General features: G+C 70.2%; 15 protein-coding genes. 14 read left to right on the top strand and 1 reads right to left on the bottom strand.

The window, feature by feature from the left end; translation table 11 throughout:
- Positions 1-56: 56 nt before the first annotated feature.
- The 5 genes from nsdA to ffh all read left to right on the top strand — a co-directional run bounded on the left by nsdA (position 57) and on the right by ffh (position 7,715).
- Entirely contained in the window at positions 57-1,532 is a 1,476-nt protein-coding gene (gene nsdA, locus OG257_RS11355; protein ID WP_329206963.1) for a transcriptional repressor NsdA, read from the top strand.
- A gap of 339 nt (positions 1,533-1,871) precedes the next feature.
- Positions 1,872-3,224 (top strand): ammonium transporter, encoded by a 1,353-nt coding sequence (locus OG257_RS11350; protein WP_329206962.1) that lies wholly within the window; start codon positions 1,872-1,874, stop codon positions 3,222-3,224.
- On the top strand, positions 3,221-3,559 hold the full coding sequence (locus OG257_RS11345) for a P-II family nitrogen regulator (protein ID WP_014048583.1): 339 nt from the start codon (positions 3,221-3,223) through the stop codon (positions 3,557-3,559). The genes OG257_RS11350 and OG257_RS11345 overlap by 4 nt, the downstream gene beginning before the upstream one ends.
- Before the next feature lie 32 nt (positions 3,560-3,591).
- The gene (locus OG257_RS11340) at positions 3,592-6,045 is read left to right on the top strand and encodes a [protein-PII] uridylyltransferase (RefSeq protein WP_329206959.1); all 2,454 of its coding nucleotides are present in this window, start codon (positions 3,592-3,594) and stop codon (positions 6,043-6,045) included.
- Positions 6,046-6,167: 122 nt separating this feature from the next.
- Complete coding sequence (gene ffh, locus OG257_RS11335) at positions 6,168-7,715, top strand: signal recognition particle protein (protein WP_329206958.1); 1,548 nt, start codon at positions 6,168-6,170, stop codon at positions 7,713-7,715.
- Between the two features lie 66 nt (positions 7,716-7,781).
- On the opposite strand, the gene OG257_RS11330 is transcribed toward ffh, so the two are convergent.
- On the bottom strand, positions 7,782-8,648 hold the full coding sequence (locus OG257_RS11330; protein WP_329206957.1) for a methyltransferase domain-containing protein: 867 nt from the start codon (positions 8,646-8,648) through the stop codon (positions 7,782-7,784).
- Between the two features lie 518 nt (positions 8,649-9,166).
- On the opposite strand from OG257_RS11330, the gene OG257_RS11325 reads away from it, so the two are divergent.
- From OG257_RS11325 to lepB (OG257_RS11285), 9 genes are all read left to right on the top strand, one after another.
- The gene (locus OG257_RS11325) at positions 9,167-9,760 is read left to right on the top strand and encodes a hypothetical protein (protein ID WP_329206956.1); all 594 of its coding nucleotides are present in this window, start codon (positions 9,167-9,169) and stop codon (positions 9,758-9,760) included.
- 157 nt (positions 9,761-9,917) lie between these two features.
- Positions 9,918-10,358 carry a 30S ribosomal protein S16 gene (gene rpsP, locus OG257_RS11320; RefSeq protein WP_329206954.1) on the top strand — a complete coding sequence of 147 codons (441 nt, stop codon included), beginning with the start codon at positions 9,918-9,920 and terminating at the stop codon, positions 10,356-10,358.
- A 2-nt stretch (positions 10,359-10,360) separates the two neighbouring features.
- On the top strand, positions 10,361-10,600 hold the full coding sequence (locus OG257_RS11315; RefSeq protein WP_014153811.1) for an RNA-binding protein: 240 nt from the start codon (positions 10,361-10,363) through the stop codon (positions 10,598-10,600).
- Positions 10,601-10,687: 87 nt separating this feature from the next.
- A complete protein-coding gene (gene rimM, locus OG257_RS11310; protein WP_329206952.1) occupies positions 10,688-11,311 on the top strand; it encodes a ribosome maturation factor RimM in 624 nt (207 codons plus the stop codon).
- Complete coding sequence (gene trmD / locus OG257_RS11305; RefSeq protein WP_329215033.1) at positions 11,311-12,132, top strand: tRNA (guanosine(37)-N1)-methyltransferase TrmD; 822 nt, start codon at positions 11,311-11,313, stop codon at positions 12,130-12,132. The genes rimM and trmD overlap by 1 nt, the downstream gene beginning before the upstream one ends.
- 125 nt (positions 12,133-12,257) lie before the next feature.
- Positions 12,258-12,608 carry a 50S ribosomal protein L19 gene (rplS, locus tag OG257_RS11300; protein WP_069170461.1) on the top strand — a complete coding sequence of 117 codons (351 nt, stop codon included), beginning with the start codon at positions 12,258-12,260 and terminating at the stop codon, positions 12,606-12,608.
- 45 nt (positions 12,609-12,653) lie between these two features.
- Positions 12,654-13,424: a signal peptidase I gene (lepB, locus tag OG257_RS11295; RefSeq protein ID WP_329206950.1), complete on the top strand. Its 771-nt coding sequence runs from the start codon at positions 12,654-12,656 to the stop codon at positions 13,422-13,424.
- On the top strand, positions 13,417-14,487 hold the full coding sequence (gene lepB, locus OG257_RS11290; RefSeq protein ID WP_329206948.1) for a signal peptidase I: 1,071 nt from the start codon (positions 13,417-13,419) through the stop codon (positions 14,485-14,487). The genes lepB (OG257_RS11295) and lepB (OG257_RS11290) overlap by 8 nt, the downstream gene beginning before the upstream one ends.
- Positions 14,393-15,328 carry a signal peptidase I gene (lepB, locus tag OG257_RS11285; RefSeq protein WP_329215031.1) on the top strand — a complete coding sequence of 312 codons (936 nt, stop codon included), beginning with the start codon at positions 14,393-14,395 and terminating at the stop codon, positions 15,326-15,328. The genes lepB (OG257_RS11290) and lepB (OG257_RS11285) overlap by 95 nt, the downstream gene beginning before the upstream one ends.
- Positions 15,329-15,338: the final 10 nt, after the last annotated feature.

Below are 15,338 nucleotides of genomic sequence, written 5' to 3'. Positions count from 1 at the left end.
CACGGCATTCTGATAGAGGTTCGCGCGACAGGTTTCAGCGGGATGGGGGCGTTCCAGTGAGTGGCAGCGGCGCAGGCGAGGCGAATGCCGGAAAGCGCCCCAACGGGCAATTGGGATCATGGTTCGTGCGCAGCGGCTGGTCGAAGGGCGAGCTCGCGCGCCAGGTGAACCGGCGTGCACGCCAGTTGGGCGCCCACCACATCAGCACCGACACCTCCCGGGTCCGGCGCTGGCTCGACGGTGAACAACCCCGTGAACCCATTCCGCGCATCCTCTCCGAGCTCTTCTCCGAACGCTTCGGCGCCGTCGTCGCGGTCGAGGACCTCGGCCTGCGCGCCGCCCACCAGTCCCCCTCGGTGGCCGGGGTCGACCTGCCCTGGGCGGGCCCGCAGACCGTCGCGCTGCTCAGTGAGTTCTCCCGCAGCGACCTGATGCTGGCGCGGCGCGGCTTCCTCGGCTCCTCCCTCGCCCTGGCGGCGGGCCCCACCCTCATCGAGCCGATGCAGCGCTGGCTGGTCCCCGTGGCCCCCTCCGGACCCCCGGTCCCGGAACAGGCCGCCCCCGGCGGACGCCCCTCACGGCTCTCCGGGCCCGAGCTGGACCTGCTGGAGTCCACCACCGCGATGTTCCGCCAGTGGGACGCGCAGTGCGGCGGCGGACTGCGCCGCAAGGCCGTCGTGGGCCAGCTCCACGAGGTCACCGACCTGTTACAGGAATCCCAGCCCGAGGCGACCGCCAAGCGCCTCTTCCGGTGCGCCGCCGAACTGGCCGAACTGGCCGGCTGGATGAGCTACGACGTAGGCCTCCAGCCCACCGCGCAGAAGTACTTCGTCCTCGCCCTGCACGCCTCCAAGGAGGCGGGGGACAAGCCGCTGGGTTCGTACATCCTGTCCAGCATGAGCCGTCAGATGATTCACCTCGGGCGGCCCGACGACGCACTCGAACTCATCCACCTCGCCCAGTACGGCAGCCGGGACTGCGCCACCGGACGCACCCAGGCCATGCTGTATGCGATGGAGGCCCGTGCGTACGCCAACATGGGCCAGCCCAGCAAGTGCAAGCGGGCGGTCCGGATGGCGGAGGACACCTTCGCCGACGCCGGACTCGACGGCGAGCCCGAGCCCGACTGGATCCGCTTCTTCTCCGACGCCGAACTGCACGGCGAGAACGCCCATTCCTACCGTGACCTCGCCTACGTCGCAGGCCGCAGCCCCACGTACGCCTCGCTCGCGGAGCCCGTCATGGCGCGCGCCGTCGAACTCTTCGGCGAGGACGACGAGCACCAGAGGTCCTTCGCACTCAATCTGATCGGCATGGCCACCGTGCACCTCCTCAAGCGCGAGCCCGAGGAGTCGACCGTGCTGGCCACCCGGGCCCTGAAGATCGCCAAGAAGGTCAGGTCCGAGCGCGTGAACACGCGGCTCCGCAAGACCGTCGACACCGCTGCCAGGGACTTCGGTGACATTCCCGAGGTCGCCCGGCTCACCGACCTGCTCACCGAGCAGCTTCCGGAGACAGCGGAAGCGGTCTGACCGCCACCCCGACCACCGGCCACGACAGCCATCCCGTACATCCCGACTCGGCTCCCCCATTGCCAGGTCAGCGGGTGGCTGCCGTGGCCGGTTCACGTCCTGAGCCGTCCGAACCGCACCGTATGCGGCGCAGGCAGCATGGTAGGCAGCACAACGGCTTCGCCACTCCCGGTTCATTCGGACGTAACACGCGAAGCCCCTTCGTCACTGGGGCGAAACATCGTGCGGCATTCGTGGAAACCGCGCTGCGCGAATCTCATGGCGCATAACCGGCCCGCACCTTTTCCACAGTGGTCCCGCACCCCCGCACGTGGCCGCACCGACGACGAGGAGACGCCGATGCCCCCAGGCATCACGACGCTTGCCGCAGACGCCCCGACGCTGTCTGCCGCCAACACCGGGTTCATGCTCATCTGCTCCGCGATGGTGATGCTGATGACCCCGGGCCTGGCCTTCTTCTACGGAGGCATGGTCCGCGTCAAGAGCACCCTGAACATGCTGATGATGAGCTTCATCAGCCTCGGGATCGTCACGATCCTGTGGGTGCTCTACGGATTCAGCCTCGCCTTCGGCGCCGACGTCGGCTCCTTCATCGGCTGGAGCTCGGACTTCGTCGGCCTCAGCGGGATCGGCGTCAACGAGCTCTGGGACGGCTACACCATCCCGATCTACGTCTTCGCCGTCTTCCAGCTGATGTTCGCCGTGCTCACCCCGGCCCTCATCAGCGGTGCCCTCGCCGACAGGGTCAAGTTCACCTCCTGGGCCCTGTTCGTCGCGCTGTGGGTCACCGTCGTCTACTTCCCGGTCGCGCACTGGGTCTGGGGCGCCGGCGGCTGGCTCTTCGAGCTGGGTGTCATCGACTTCGCCGGTGGTACCGCGGTCCACATCAACGCGGGTGCCGCGGCCCTCGGCGTGATCCTGGTCATCGGCAAGCGGGTCGGCTTCAAGAAGGACCCGATGCGGCCGCACAGCCTGCCGCTCGTCATGCTCGGTGCCGCGCTCCTGTGGTTCGGCTGGTTCGGCTTCAACGCCGGCTCGTGGCTCGGCAACGACGACGGTGTCGGCGCGGTCATGTTCGTCAACACCCAGGTCGCCACCGGTGCGGCAGTCCTGGGCTGGCTCGCCTACGAGAAGATCCGCCACGGCTCCTTCACCACCCTGGGTGCGGCGTCCGGCGCCGTGGCAGGCCTCGTCGCCATCACCCCGGCGGGCGGCGCCGTCAGCCCGCTCGGCGCCATCGCGATCGGCGTCATCGCCGGTGTCCTGTGCGCCATGGCGGTCGGCCTCAAGTACAAGTTCGGCTACGACGACTCCCTGGACGTCGTCGGCGTCCACCTCGTCGGCGGTGTCATCGGCTCCCTCCTCGTCGGCCTCTTCGCCACCGGCGGTGTGCAGTCCGACGTCAAGGGCCTCTTCTACGGCGGCGGCCTCGACCAGCTCGGCAAGCAGGCCGTCGGAGTGTTCGCGGTCCTCGCGTACTCTCTGGTCGTCTCCGCGATCCTCGCCTTCCTGCTGGACAAGACGATCGGTATGCGGGTCTCCGAGGACGACGAGATCTCGGGCATCGACCAGGTCGAACACGCCGAGACCGCGTACGACTTCAGCGGCGCCGGCGGCGGCGCGGCCACGCGCAGCACACCTCCGGCGCCCGGCGCCACGGCAGCTCCGACGAACAAGAAGGTGGACGCATGAAGCTCATCACCGCAGTCGTGAAGCCACACAGGCTGGACGAGATCAAGGAGGCCCTCCAGGCCTTCGGCGTCCAGGGCCTCACGGTCACGGAGGCCAGCGGCTACGGGCGGCAGCGCGGACACACCGAGGTCTACCGGGGCGCCGAGTACACCGTCGACCTCGTACCTAAGATCCGCATCGAGGTCCTCGTCGAGGACGAGGACGCCGAACAGCTCATCGACGTGGTCGTCAAGGCCGCCCGGACGGGCAAGATCGGTGACGGCAAGGTCTGGAGCGTCCCCGTCGAGACCGCGATCCGCGTACGGACCGGCGAACGCGGCCCGGACGCACTCTGACCGACGGTTCCCCCGAACGGAAAGGCAGCTGGGTGACGAGCACCGAAGTGACCACCGAATCCGAGGACTCGGGACCCAGCGGCTACGCGGCGGCCCGGCTGCGTCTTCTCCAGGAGAAGACGCAGTCCGGGCCGCCGCGCCGTGCTGCCCTGGCCCGGATCACCGACGAGTGGCTGACCGCGCTGTTCACTGCGGCCGCCGAGGCGGCGGGCGTCCGCGGCGCGGCCCTCGTCGCGGTCGGCGGCTACGGCCGCGGCGAACTCTCCCCGCGCAGCGACCTCGACCTCCTGCTCCTGCACGACGGCAGCGCCGACGCCGGAGCCATCGCCGCCCTCGCCGACCGCATCTGGTACCCCGTGTGGGACCTCGGCCTGGCCCTCGACCACTCCGTACGCACCCCCGGCGAAGCGCTCAAGACCGCCGGTGAGGACCTCAAGGTCCAGCTCGGGCTGCTCGACGCGCGCCCCGTCGCCGGAGACCTCGGCCTCGTCGCCGGACTGCGCACCGCGATCCTCGCCGACTGGCGGAACCAGGCACCCAAGCGTCTCCCCGCCCTCGACGAACTCTGCCGGGAGCGCGCCGAACGCATGGGCGAGCTCCAGTTCCTGCTGGAACCCGACCTCAAGGAAGCCCGCGGCGGCCTCCGCGACGCCACCGCCCTGCGCGCCGTCGCCGCCTCCTGGGTCGCCGACGCACCCCGCGAAGGCCTCGCCGAAGCCCGTCGCACCCTCCTCGACGCCCGCGACGCCCTCCACCTCACCACCGGCCGCGCCACCGACCGCCTCGCCCTCCAGGAGCAGGACCAGGTCGCCGGCGCCCTCGGCCTCCTCGACTCCGACGCCCTGCTGCGCCAGGTGTACGAGGCCGCCCGCACCGTCTCGTACGCCACCGACGTCACCTGGCGCGAGGTCAACCGCGTCCTGCGCGCCCGCTCCGTCCGGCCCCGGCTGCGGGCGATCCTCGGCGGCGGTACCAAGGCCGCCCCGGAACGCACCCCGCTGGCCGAGGGCGTCGTCGAGGCGGACGGCGAAGTCGTCCTCGCACGCACCGCACGCCCCGAGAAGGACCCCGTCCTCACCCTCCGGGCCGCCGCGGCGGCGGCCGAGTCCGGGCTGCCGCTCTCCCGCCACCTCGTACGCCATCTGAGGACCGCGGCCCAGCCGATGCCCGTGCCGTGGCCGCCGCAGGCCCGCGAGGAGCTCGTCACCCTGCTGGGCGCGGGCGAGGCAACCGTCGGCGTCTGGGAGGCCCTGGAGGCGGAAGGCATCATCACCCGGCTGCTGCCCGACTGGGAACGGGTCCACTGCCGTCCGCAGCGCAACCCCGTCCACACCTGGACCGTCGACCGCCACCTCGTCGAGACGGCCGTCCGCGCCTCCACCCTCACCCGCCGCGTCGGCCGCCCCGATCTCCTCCTGGTCGCGGCCCTCCTCCACGACATCGGCAAGGGCTGGCCCGGGGACCACTCCGTCGCGGGCGAGGTCATCGCGCGCGACATGGCCGCCCGCATCGGCTTCGACAAGCAGGACGTGGGTGTCCTCGCCACCCTCGTACGCCACCACCTCCTGCTCATCGAGACCGCCACCCGGCGCGACCTCGACGATCCGGCGACCGTCCGCTCCGTCGCGACCGCCGTGGGCAGCGCCTCCACCCTGGAACTCCTGCACGCCCTGACCGAGGCCGACGCGCTGGCCACCGGGCCCGCCGCGTGGAGCTCCTGGCGTGCCTCCCTCGTCACGGACCTCGTCAAGCGCGTCGCGGCGCTCCTGGCCGGGGAGGAGCCGCCCGAGCCGGAACCCCTCGCGCCCAGCGCCGAACAGGAACGTCTCGCGATCGAGGCCCTGCGCACCGGCGAACCCGTCCTGTCCCTGCACACCCAGCCCGAGCCCGTCTCGGAGGACGGCGAACCGGGGCCCGTCGGCGTCGAACTCCTCATCGCCCTGCCCGACCGCCCCGGCGTGCTGCCGGCCGCGGCCGGTGTGCTCGCCCTGCACCGCCTCACCGTCCGCGCCGCCGATCTGCGCGCCGTCGAGCTCCCCACCGAGCTCGGCGAAACAGCCGGTCTGCTGGTGCTCAGCTGGCGGGTCGCGGCCGAGTACGGATCCCTCCCGCAGGCCGTCCGGCTCCGTGCCGACCTCGTACGCGCCCTGGACGGGTCGCTGGACATCCGGACCCGTCTCGCCGAGCGCGAGGCCGCCTACCCGAGGCGGCGCGGGGTGAAGGCGCCGCCGCCCAGGGTGACCGTGGCGGCGGCCGGCTCGCGGCTCGCCACGGTGATCGAGGTGCGCGCCCAGGACGCCCCGGGACTGCTGCACCGGATCGGCTGGGCACTGGAGCAGAGCGCGGTACGGGTGCGCAGCGCCCATGTCTCGACGCTCGGCGCGAACGCGGTGGACGCCTTCTACGTCACGGACACCGACGGTGAGCCGCTGCCCCGGGAGCGGGCGGCGGCAGTCGCCCGGGAGGTGGAGAAGGCACTGCGCTGAACCCCGCTGCCGGAGCCGTTCGTCACGAGAAACGGCCGGGGGCTTTGCGTTCCACGGGGTCCGGATACCCTGGAGGGCGATTGACCTGCCACCACCCCCGACCCTGAGGACCGACGAGCGCCGTGTTCGATACTCTCTCCGACCGCCTTAGCGCGACCTTCAAAAACCTCAGGGGCAAGGGCCGCTTGTCCGAGGCGGACATCGACGCCACGGCTCGCGAGATCCGTATCGCACTGCTCGAGGCCGATGTCGCCCTGCCCGTCGTCCGTGCGTTCATCGCCAACGTCAAGGAGCGGGCGCGCGGCGTCGAGGTCTCCCAGGCGCTGAACCCGGCCCAGCAGGTCGTCAAGATCGTCAACGAGGAGCTCGTAGGGATCCTCGGCGGCGAGACCCGGCGCCTCCGGTTCGCCAAGAACCCTCCCACCGTGATCATGCTCGCGGGTCTGCAGGGTGCGGGTAAGACGACCCTCGCCGGAAAGCTCGGTCTCTGGCTCAAGAGCCAGGGCCACTCGCCGCTGCTGGTCGCCTGTGACCTCCAGCGCCCGAACGCCGTGAACCAGCTCAGCGTCGTCGCCGACCGCGCCGGTGTCGCGGTGTACGCGCCGGAGCCGGGCAACGGTGTGGGTGACCCGGTCCAGGTCGCCAAGGACTCGATCGAGCACGCCCGGGCCAAGCAGTACGACGTGGTCGTGGTCGACACCGCGGGCCGCCTCGGTATCGACCAGGAGCTGATGCGGCAGGCCGCGGACATCCGCGACGCCGTCAGCCCCGACGAGATCCTCTTCGTCGTCGACGCGATGATCGGCCAGGACGCGGTCAACACCGCCGAGGCCTTCCGCGACGGCGTCGGCTTCGACGGCGTGGTCCTCTCCAAGCTCGACGGTGACGCCCGTGGTGGTGCCGCCCTGTCGATCGCCCATGTCACGGGCAAGCAGATCATGTTCGCGTCGAACGGTGAGAAGCTCGAGGACTTCGACGCCTTCCACCCCGACCGCATGGCGTCCCGCATTCTCGACATGGGTGACCTGCTCACCCTGATCGAGCAGGCGGAGAAGACCTTCAGCCAGGAAGAGGCCGCTCAAATGGCCTCCAAGCTGGCGTCGAGCAAGGGCAAGGACTTCACGCTCGACGACTTCCTGGCGCAGATGGAGCAGGTCAGGAAGATGGGCTCCATCTCCAAGCTGCTCGGGATGCTGCCCGGCATGGGGCAGATCAAGGACCAGATCGCCAACATCGACGAGCGGGACGTGGACCGCACGGCCGCGATCATCAAGTCGATGACGCCGCACGAGCGCCAGGAACCGACCGTCATCAACGGTTCGCGCCGGGCCCGTATCGCCAAGGGCTCCGGCGTCGAGGTCTCCGCCGTGAAGAGCCTGGTGGAGCGGTTCTTCGAGGCCCGCAAGATGATGTCGAAGATGGCCCAGGGCGGCGGAATGCCGGGCATGCCCGGGATGCCCGGCTCGGGTGGCGGCGCGGGCCGTCAGAAGAAGCAGGTCAAGCAGGCCAAGGGCAAGCGCAAGAGCGGCAACCCGATGAAGCGCAAGGCCGAGGAGCAGGCCGAGGCGGCCCGCCGTGAGGCCGCGACGCAGGGCGGCGCGTTCGGTCTTCCCGCCCAGGAGGACAAGAACTTCGAACTGCCGGACGAGTTCAAGAAGTTCATGGGCTGACCGGCCGGAGACATGAGGAAGGGGCGCCCCGCTCGGCGGGGCGCCCCTTCCTCATGTCTCCGGCCGCTAGACCACGCACACCAGATAACGGAAGACGTTCGGCATCCACACCGTCCCGTCGGGCCGCCGGTGCGGATGCAGCGCCTCCGCGACCTCCTTCTCCACCTGGGAACGGTCCGTGGCCCGTATCGCCGTGTCGAAGAGGCCGGTCGACAGCAGTCCGCGCACCGCGCTGTCCAGGTCCGCGTACCCGAACGGGCAGGAGACCCGGCCCGATCCGTCGGGCTTCAGCCCCGCCCGCGCCGCGACGTCCTCCAGGTCGTCCCGCAGCGCGGGCCGCCAGCCGCCGGGGCGCGGTGTGCGCGCCGACTCGGCGAGCCGGGCCGCCACCCGGAGCACCGGAGCCGTGGCACACCGCTCGGGCGGTCCCCAGCCGGTCAGGACCACGGTGGCCCCCCGCGCGGCCAGCGGCACGGCGGAGGCGAGCGCGGGCGAGAGCCCGTCGGAGTCGCCGGCCGCGCAGCCGATCGGATCGAACGCGGTGAGCAGGTTGTACGGCGGTTCACCGGCCGGTGCGGCCGCCGACGGGGGACCGGCGACCAGCCGCGCCCGCGCCGGTGCGTCCGGCCGTCCGGGCCCGGCTTCCTGGCCGGACACGAGGCGCTCGCGGGCCAGTGCGAGCCGTTCACGGTCGGTGTCGACTCCGGTGACGTGCGCCCCGCGCGATGCCGCGATGAGCAGGGCGAGCCCGGAGCCGCAGCCGAGGGAGAGCATCCGGGTACCGGCCCCGACCTCGAGCCGCTCGTACACCGCTTCGTAGAGCGGCGCCAGCATGCGCTCCTGGATCTCGGCCCAGTCACGGGCACGGGTGCCGCCATCCACGGTGGCGGACGAATCCGCATACCGGTGGTGCCGGACGAGCGTTGGTGTCATGGAATGCGCCCCAATCCGCCGAGAGGTGTCGTGCCCGAGTGGGCGGCCCCCGATGTCGTAGGTGCGCCCGCAGCCCCCGTATGCCAGAGAACTCCGCATCCGCGGTCCCGTCCAGAGGTCGGACGGGGTGGGATGGCATTGCTTGCGTGCTCCGGTCGTGCGCCCCCGGCCTCCGCATCGTGGCCGGGGGTGCCGGGGACCAGCACGCCCGCTGCTCGCTCTCGTCCCAGTCTTACCCGACACGCGGGACGGAGCACGTCGAAGGCTCTCGGCCCGGACGGGCGGGGGGTTCGGGGCCGTCCGGCGGTGCCGGGTAATGTCGCCCGTGGGGCTACCCCGCATAGGCGCCGGGGCGTACAGCACGCTACGTACCGCCTTGGTGCGAGCTGTGAGCCTTCTCCGCAGATCTGCGCACCCGCCCTCGTCCGGACGCATCGACGGCAACTGACTGGTACGTGCAAATTATTTGGGATGCCCCGGAATAGGAACACCGGGGCACTCAGGCTCGTTATCACGACGTGAGCACGACACCACCTGTACTTGCCGCAGAGCTGGCACAGGCGTGGGCCGACATTCAGCGGTACCACCCCGAGCTGCCCGATCTTGCCGCGCCAGAGTCCCTGATCGGAGAGTCCTCGTCCGCCTGTGGCGCCGAGCTCTCCTTCGAACGACTGCTCCACGAGGCAGTCCATGGCATCGCCGCCGCGAGAGGTGTCCGGGACACCTCCCGTGCCGGCCGGTACCACAACCGACGGTTCCTCGCGATCGCCGAGGAACTGGGTCTGGATCATTCCGAGGAACCCCATGCCAGCAGCGGATTCTCGCTGGTGACACTGAATCCCGAGGCCAAACGCAGATACCGTCCGACGACGGAACGGCTCCAGCGCGCCCTCAAGGCGCACACCGTGGCCACCGCCGCCGACACCAAGCGCTCGTTCCGCGGCCCCGCGGCCCGGCACGGCTCCTCCGGAGGGGGCGTGCGGGTCAAGGCCGTCTGCGACTGCGGTCGCAATGTGCGCGTGGTCCCCTCGGTCCTCGCACAGGCCCCGATCGTGTGCGGCGGCTGCGGAAAGCCGTTCCGTATCCCGGAAGCAGTGGTCGCGGTGGGGTGAGGCGATGTGGTGTGGCACAATGGCTAGCTGTACTCGACAGTCGCATAGGACCCCTCTCTTCCTCCGGCTGGCGCGTCCATCGGGCACCCGAGTACCGCAACCCCACGTGGCATCTTGTTGTGCCCAACCACGTCAGAGACCAGGAGACACCACTTCCGTGGCAGTCAAGATCAAGCTGAAGCGCATGGGCAAGATCCGTTCGCCTCACTACCGCATCATCGTCGCCGACTCCCGTACCCGCCGTGACGGCCGGGCCATCGAGGAGATCGGCCTGTACCACCCGGTGCAGAACCCCTCGCGCATCGAGGTCAACGCGGAGCGCGCGCAGTACTGGCTGTCCGTCGGCGCCCAGCCGACCGAGCCGGTCCTCGCGATCCTGAAGCTCACCGGTGACTGGCAGGCCCACAAGGGCCTTCCTGCCCCCGCGCCGCTGCTGCAGCCGGAGCCCAAGGCTGACAAGCGCGCCCTGTTCGAGGCCCTTACCTCGGACGGCGACGAGGCCAAGGGTGAGGCCATCACCCAGAAGGCCAAGAAGTCGGACAAGAAGGCGGACGAGGCGGCCGACGCTGCCGCGTCCACCGAGTCGACCGAGGCCTGAGCATGCTCGAGGAGGCTCTTGAGCACCTCGTGAAGGGCATCGTCGACAACCCCGACGATGTGCAGGTCGCCTCGCGCGATCTGCGCCGTGGACGTGTGCTCGAGGTCCGGGTCCATCCCGATGACCTCGGCAAGGTGATCGGCCGCAACGGCCGCACCGCACGCGCCCTGCGTACCGTCGTGGGTGCTATCGGCGGCCGTGGTATCCGCGTCGACCTCGTCGATGTGGATCAGGTTCGCTGAAAGAGTTGAACACCGGCCGGGGCCGGGGAGGGCTTTCGAGCCGTCCCCGGCCTTTGTCGTCCCTACACCATCACCGGGAGAAGTAGCGTGCAGTTGGTAGTTGCGCGGATCGGTCGCGCCCATGGCATCAAGGGCGAGGTCACCGTCGAGGTGCGCACGGACGAGCCCGAACTGCGGCTCGGCCCCGGGGCCGTCCTTGCCACGGAACCGGCGGCTACGGGCCCCCTGACGATCGAGACCGGCCGGGTGCACAGCGGCAGGCTGCTGCTGCGCTTCGAGGGCGTACGCGACCGTACGGGCGCCGAGGCGCTCCGCAACACGCTGCTGATCGCCGATGTGGACCCGGAAGAGCTTCCCGAGGACCCCGAGGAGTTCTACGACCACCAGCTGATGGACCTCGACGTGGTCCTCGCCGACGGAACCGTGATCGGCCGGATCACCGAGATCACCCACCTGCCCTCCCAGGACCTGTTCATCGTGGAGCGTCCCGACGGCAGCGAGGTGATGATCCCGTTCGTCGAGGAGATCGTCAGCGAGATCGACCTGGAGGAGCAGCGGGCCGTCATCACGCCGCCGCCCGGCCTGATCGACGAGAGCGAGGCCGTGGTCGCCTCCTCGCGCGACGAGGCCGAGGAGGAGGCCGATGAGGCCCCCGCACGCGACGAGGTGGCCGGTGAGGCCTCCGGCGGGTCCGGGAAGGGCGACGCGTGATGCGGCTCGACGTCGTCACGATCTTCCCCGAGTACCTGGAACCGCTGAACGTCTCACTCGTCGGCAAGGCGCGCTCCCGCGGGCGCCTCGACGTACACGTCCACGACCTGCGCGACTGGACGTACGACCGGCACAACACGGTGGACGACACCCCGTACGGCGGCGGCCCCGGCATGGTCATGAAGACCGGGCCCTGGGGTGAGGCCCTGGACGACGCACTGGCCGGCGGCTACGAGGCGGGAGCGCACTCCCCGGTGCTCGTGGTGCCCACACCCAGCGGGCGGCCCTTCACCCAGGAGCTGGCCGTCGAGCTCTCGGAGCGGCCGTGGCTGATCTTCACGCCCGCCAGGTACGAGGGCATCGACCGCCGGGTGATGGACGAGTACGCCACCCGCATGCCTGTCGTGGAGGTGTCCATCGGGGACTACGTCCTGGCCGGCGGGGAAGCGGCCGTCCTGGTGATCACGGAGGCCGTGGCCCGGCTCCTGCCGGGAGTCCTCGGCAACGCCGAATCACACCGTGACGACTCCTTCGCGCCCGGAGCCATGGCCGATCTGCTCGAGGGGCCCGTCTACACGAAGCCGCCCGAGTGGCGCGGTCGCGGCATCCCGGACGTGCTGCTCAGCGGCCACCACGGCAGGATCGCGCGGTGGCGCCGGGACGAGGCCTTCCGTCGTACCGCCCTCAACAGGCCCGACCTGATCGAGCGTTGCGAGGCGGCCGGCTTCGACAAGAAGGACCGCGAGATCCTCTCCATCCTGGGCTGGTCCCCGGAGCCGGGCGGCCGATTTTGGCGCAGGCCCGAGGCCGTGGAAGAATAGGCCCGCTGTACGTCCGGCGTGCGCCCCTGCCACAGGGGGAAAGACGCCCGCCCGATGTGATCAGCATCCGAACTTTCCCACTCTCCCGTCGATGACCTGTGGCATCGGCGAAGAAAGCAGACAACATGACTTCCCTGCTCGATGGCGTCAATGCCGCCTCGCTGCGTACCGACCTCCCGGCCTTCCGCCCGGGTGACACCGTCAACGTCCACGTGCGAGTGATCGAGGGCAACCGCTCCCGTATCCAGCAGTTCAAGGGCATCGTCATCCGCCGTCAGGGCTCGGGCGTCAGCGAGACCTTCACGGTCCGCAAGGTCTCCTTCAGCGTCGGCGTCGAGCGCACCTTCCCGGTGCACAGCCCGATCTTCGAGAAGATCGAGCTCGTCACCCGTGGTGACGTCCGCCGCGCCAAGCTGTACTTCCTCCGTGAGCTGCGCGGCAAGGCCGCGAAGATCAAGGAGAAGCGCGACCGCTGATTCAGCGCCGGCGTCCACAGCGCGGCCGGATAGGATTCGGCCCCGATGGACACGGAAGCTCAGCACACGGAGCGCGATCGCTCCTCCGCCCCTGAAGAAGGGCCGGAGGAGGGGTCGCGCTTCACGCATGTCCCGGACCGGCCGGACACCCCGATGTCCTGGGGGAGAGCCGCCTTCCTGGGGTTGCTCTGCACGGTCGCTCTCCTGCTGTTCAGCGCGTTCGTGCTGCAGCCCTTCCTCATCCCCAGCGGCTCGATGGAGCCCACGCTGCGGGTGGGGGACCGGGTGCTCGTCAACAAACTGGCGTACCGTTTCGGCTCCGAGCCACGGCGCGGCGACGTGGTGGTCTTCGACGGCACCGGCTCCTTCGTGCAGGAGACGCCCGCGGAGAACCCCGTCACCGCGCTCCTGCGTGGGGCGGCCTCGTCCCTGGGGCTGGCCGAACCCGCCGAGACCGACTTCGTGAAGCGGGTGGTGGGCGTGGGGGGCGATCGCGTGGTCTGCTGCGACAAGCGGGGGAGGCTCGAGGTGAACGGCCGGTCGGTGCACGAGGAGTATCTGTACCCGGGTGACAACCCGTCCGAAGTGGCCTTCGACATCGTGGTGCCCGACGGCACGCTCTGGGTCATGGGGGACCACCGCAGCAACTCGCGGGACTCCCGCGACCACCTGGGGCAGCCCGGTGGCGGCATGGTGCCCGTGGACCGGGTCGTCGGACGGGTCGACTGGCTCGGCTGGCCGCTCGGCAGGCTCGGCTCCCTGGGCGGGACCGATGCCTTCACCGGCATACGGCCGCCGGACGCGACCCATGGGTAACCGGGGGCGCAGGCGCGGACAGGCGGAAGCACACGTTCCGTTGCCCACCGGAACCCGGCCGACCACGGCCCGCTCACTGCCGACGAGGGCGGAGCGCCGCAAGCTGGCCCGCCGGGTCAAGCGGCGCAGGCGCAGGTCCGCCATCAAGGAGATACCCCTCCTCGTCCTGGTGGCGCTGCTGATCGCACTGGTGCTCAAGACCTTTCTGGTGCAGGCCTTCGTGATCCCTTCCGGGTCGATGGAACAGACCATCAAGATCGGCGACCGGGTGCTGGTCGACAAGCTGACACCGTGGTTCGGCTCCGAACCCCAGCGCGGCGATGTCGTCGTCTTCCGGGACCCGGGCGGCTGGCTGCAGCAGGAGAACGTCGCCAAGGAGGACCCGCCGGTCGGCGTCAAGCAGGTCAAGGAACTGCTGACCTTCATCGGACTGCTGCCCTCGGACGACGAGCAGGATCTGATCAAGCGTGTGGTGGCCGTCGGGGGCGACACCGTGAAGTGCTGCGGCACGGACGGCAAGGTCACCGTCAACGGCGTGCCACTCAACGAGCCGTACCTGCATCCGGACAACGCGCCCTCCACTCTCAAATTCGAGGTAAAGGTTCCGCAGGGCCGCATCTTCGTGATGGGTGACCACCGGTCGAACTCCGCGGACTCCCGCTTCCACCTCGACGAACCGGACAAGGGCACGGTTTCGGAGGATGAGGTCGTGGGACGGGCGGTCGTGATCGCCTGGCCGTTCGCCCACTGGCGCAAGCTCGAGGAACCCGGGACGTTCGCGTCGGTGCCCGATGCGCGTGCCGGGGCGACGGAGGCAACCGGCCCGTCGAATAGTGTGTCCTCCCAGGATCGCAACGGAATGATCCTGCTCCCGACCCCTGCGGAACTCCCGCTCGTTATGGGAGTGGTGGGCCTGCGCCGAATCGGGCGCGGGCGGTGGCACGGAGTGAGGAGTGGATGTGGGGGATTTGGCGGTCGGCGCACGATCCGGACACGGCGAACCCGAGGACCGGCCTTCGAGCGGCGGGATCCCGGCGGAATCGGCGGGCCGGGCGGAGGGTGACGGCGTCCCTCCGGGCGACGGCTTCCCGGGTGGCGATTCCCCGGGTGACGACTCACCGGGCGGCGGCAGTACGGCGCAGAAGAAGCCGCGGTCGTTCTGGAAGGAGCTGCCGCTCCTCATCGGTATCGCGCTCATTCTCGCGCTGCTGATCAAGACGTTCCTGGTGCAGGCGTTCTCGATCCCCTCGGACTCCATGCAGAACACACTGCAGCGGGGCGACCGGGTGCTCGTCGACAAGCTGACGCCGTGGTTCGGCTCGGAGCCGGAGCGCGGCGAGGTCGTGGTCTTCCACGACCCGGGCGGCTGGCTCGAGGACACCGCGACTCCCGAACCGAACGCGGTGCAGAAGTTCCTGAGCTTCATCGGGCTCATGCCGTCCGCCGAGGAGAAGGACCTGATCAAGCGGGTCATCGCCGTCGGCGGCGACACGGTGGAGTGCAAGAAGAACGGCCCCGTGATCGTCAACGGCAAGGCGCTGGACGACAAGTCGTTCATCTTCGGGGGCAACAGCGCGTGCGATGACGAGCCCTTCGGGCCGATCCATGTCCCCGAGGGCCGGATCTGGGTGATGGGCGACCACCGGCAGAACTCGCTGGACTCCCGCTACCACCAGGAACTGCCCGGACAGGGCACCGTGTCCACGGACGAGGTGGTCGGACGGGCCATCGTCGTCGCCTGGCCGGTCAACCGCTGGGCGACCCTGCCGGTCCCGAGCACGTTCGACCAGCCCGGGCTGAACAAGGCGGCTGCCGCCGCTCCGGCAGCACTCGGTGTAGCCGGAGCGCTGCCCCTCGTGTTCTGGCGCCGCCGGAGGCTGACCAGCGGGCGTACCGCCGGGTAGGGTGCCGACT

The sequence above is a fragment of the Streptomyces sp. NBC_00683 genome, assembly GCF_036226745.1.
Taxonomy (GTDB): domain Bacteria; phylum Actinomycetota; class Actinomycetes; order Streptomycetales; family Streptomycetaceae; genus Streptomyces.
The sequence above is the reverse complement of the archived record's forward strand: the minus strand, read 5'-3'. Positions and strand labels throughout refer to the sequence as shown.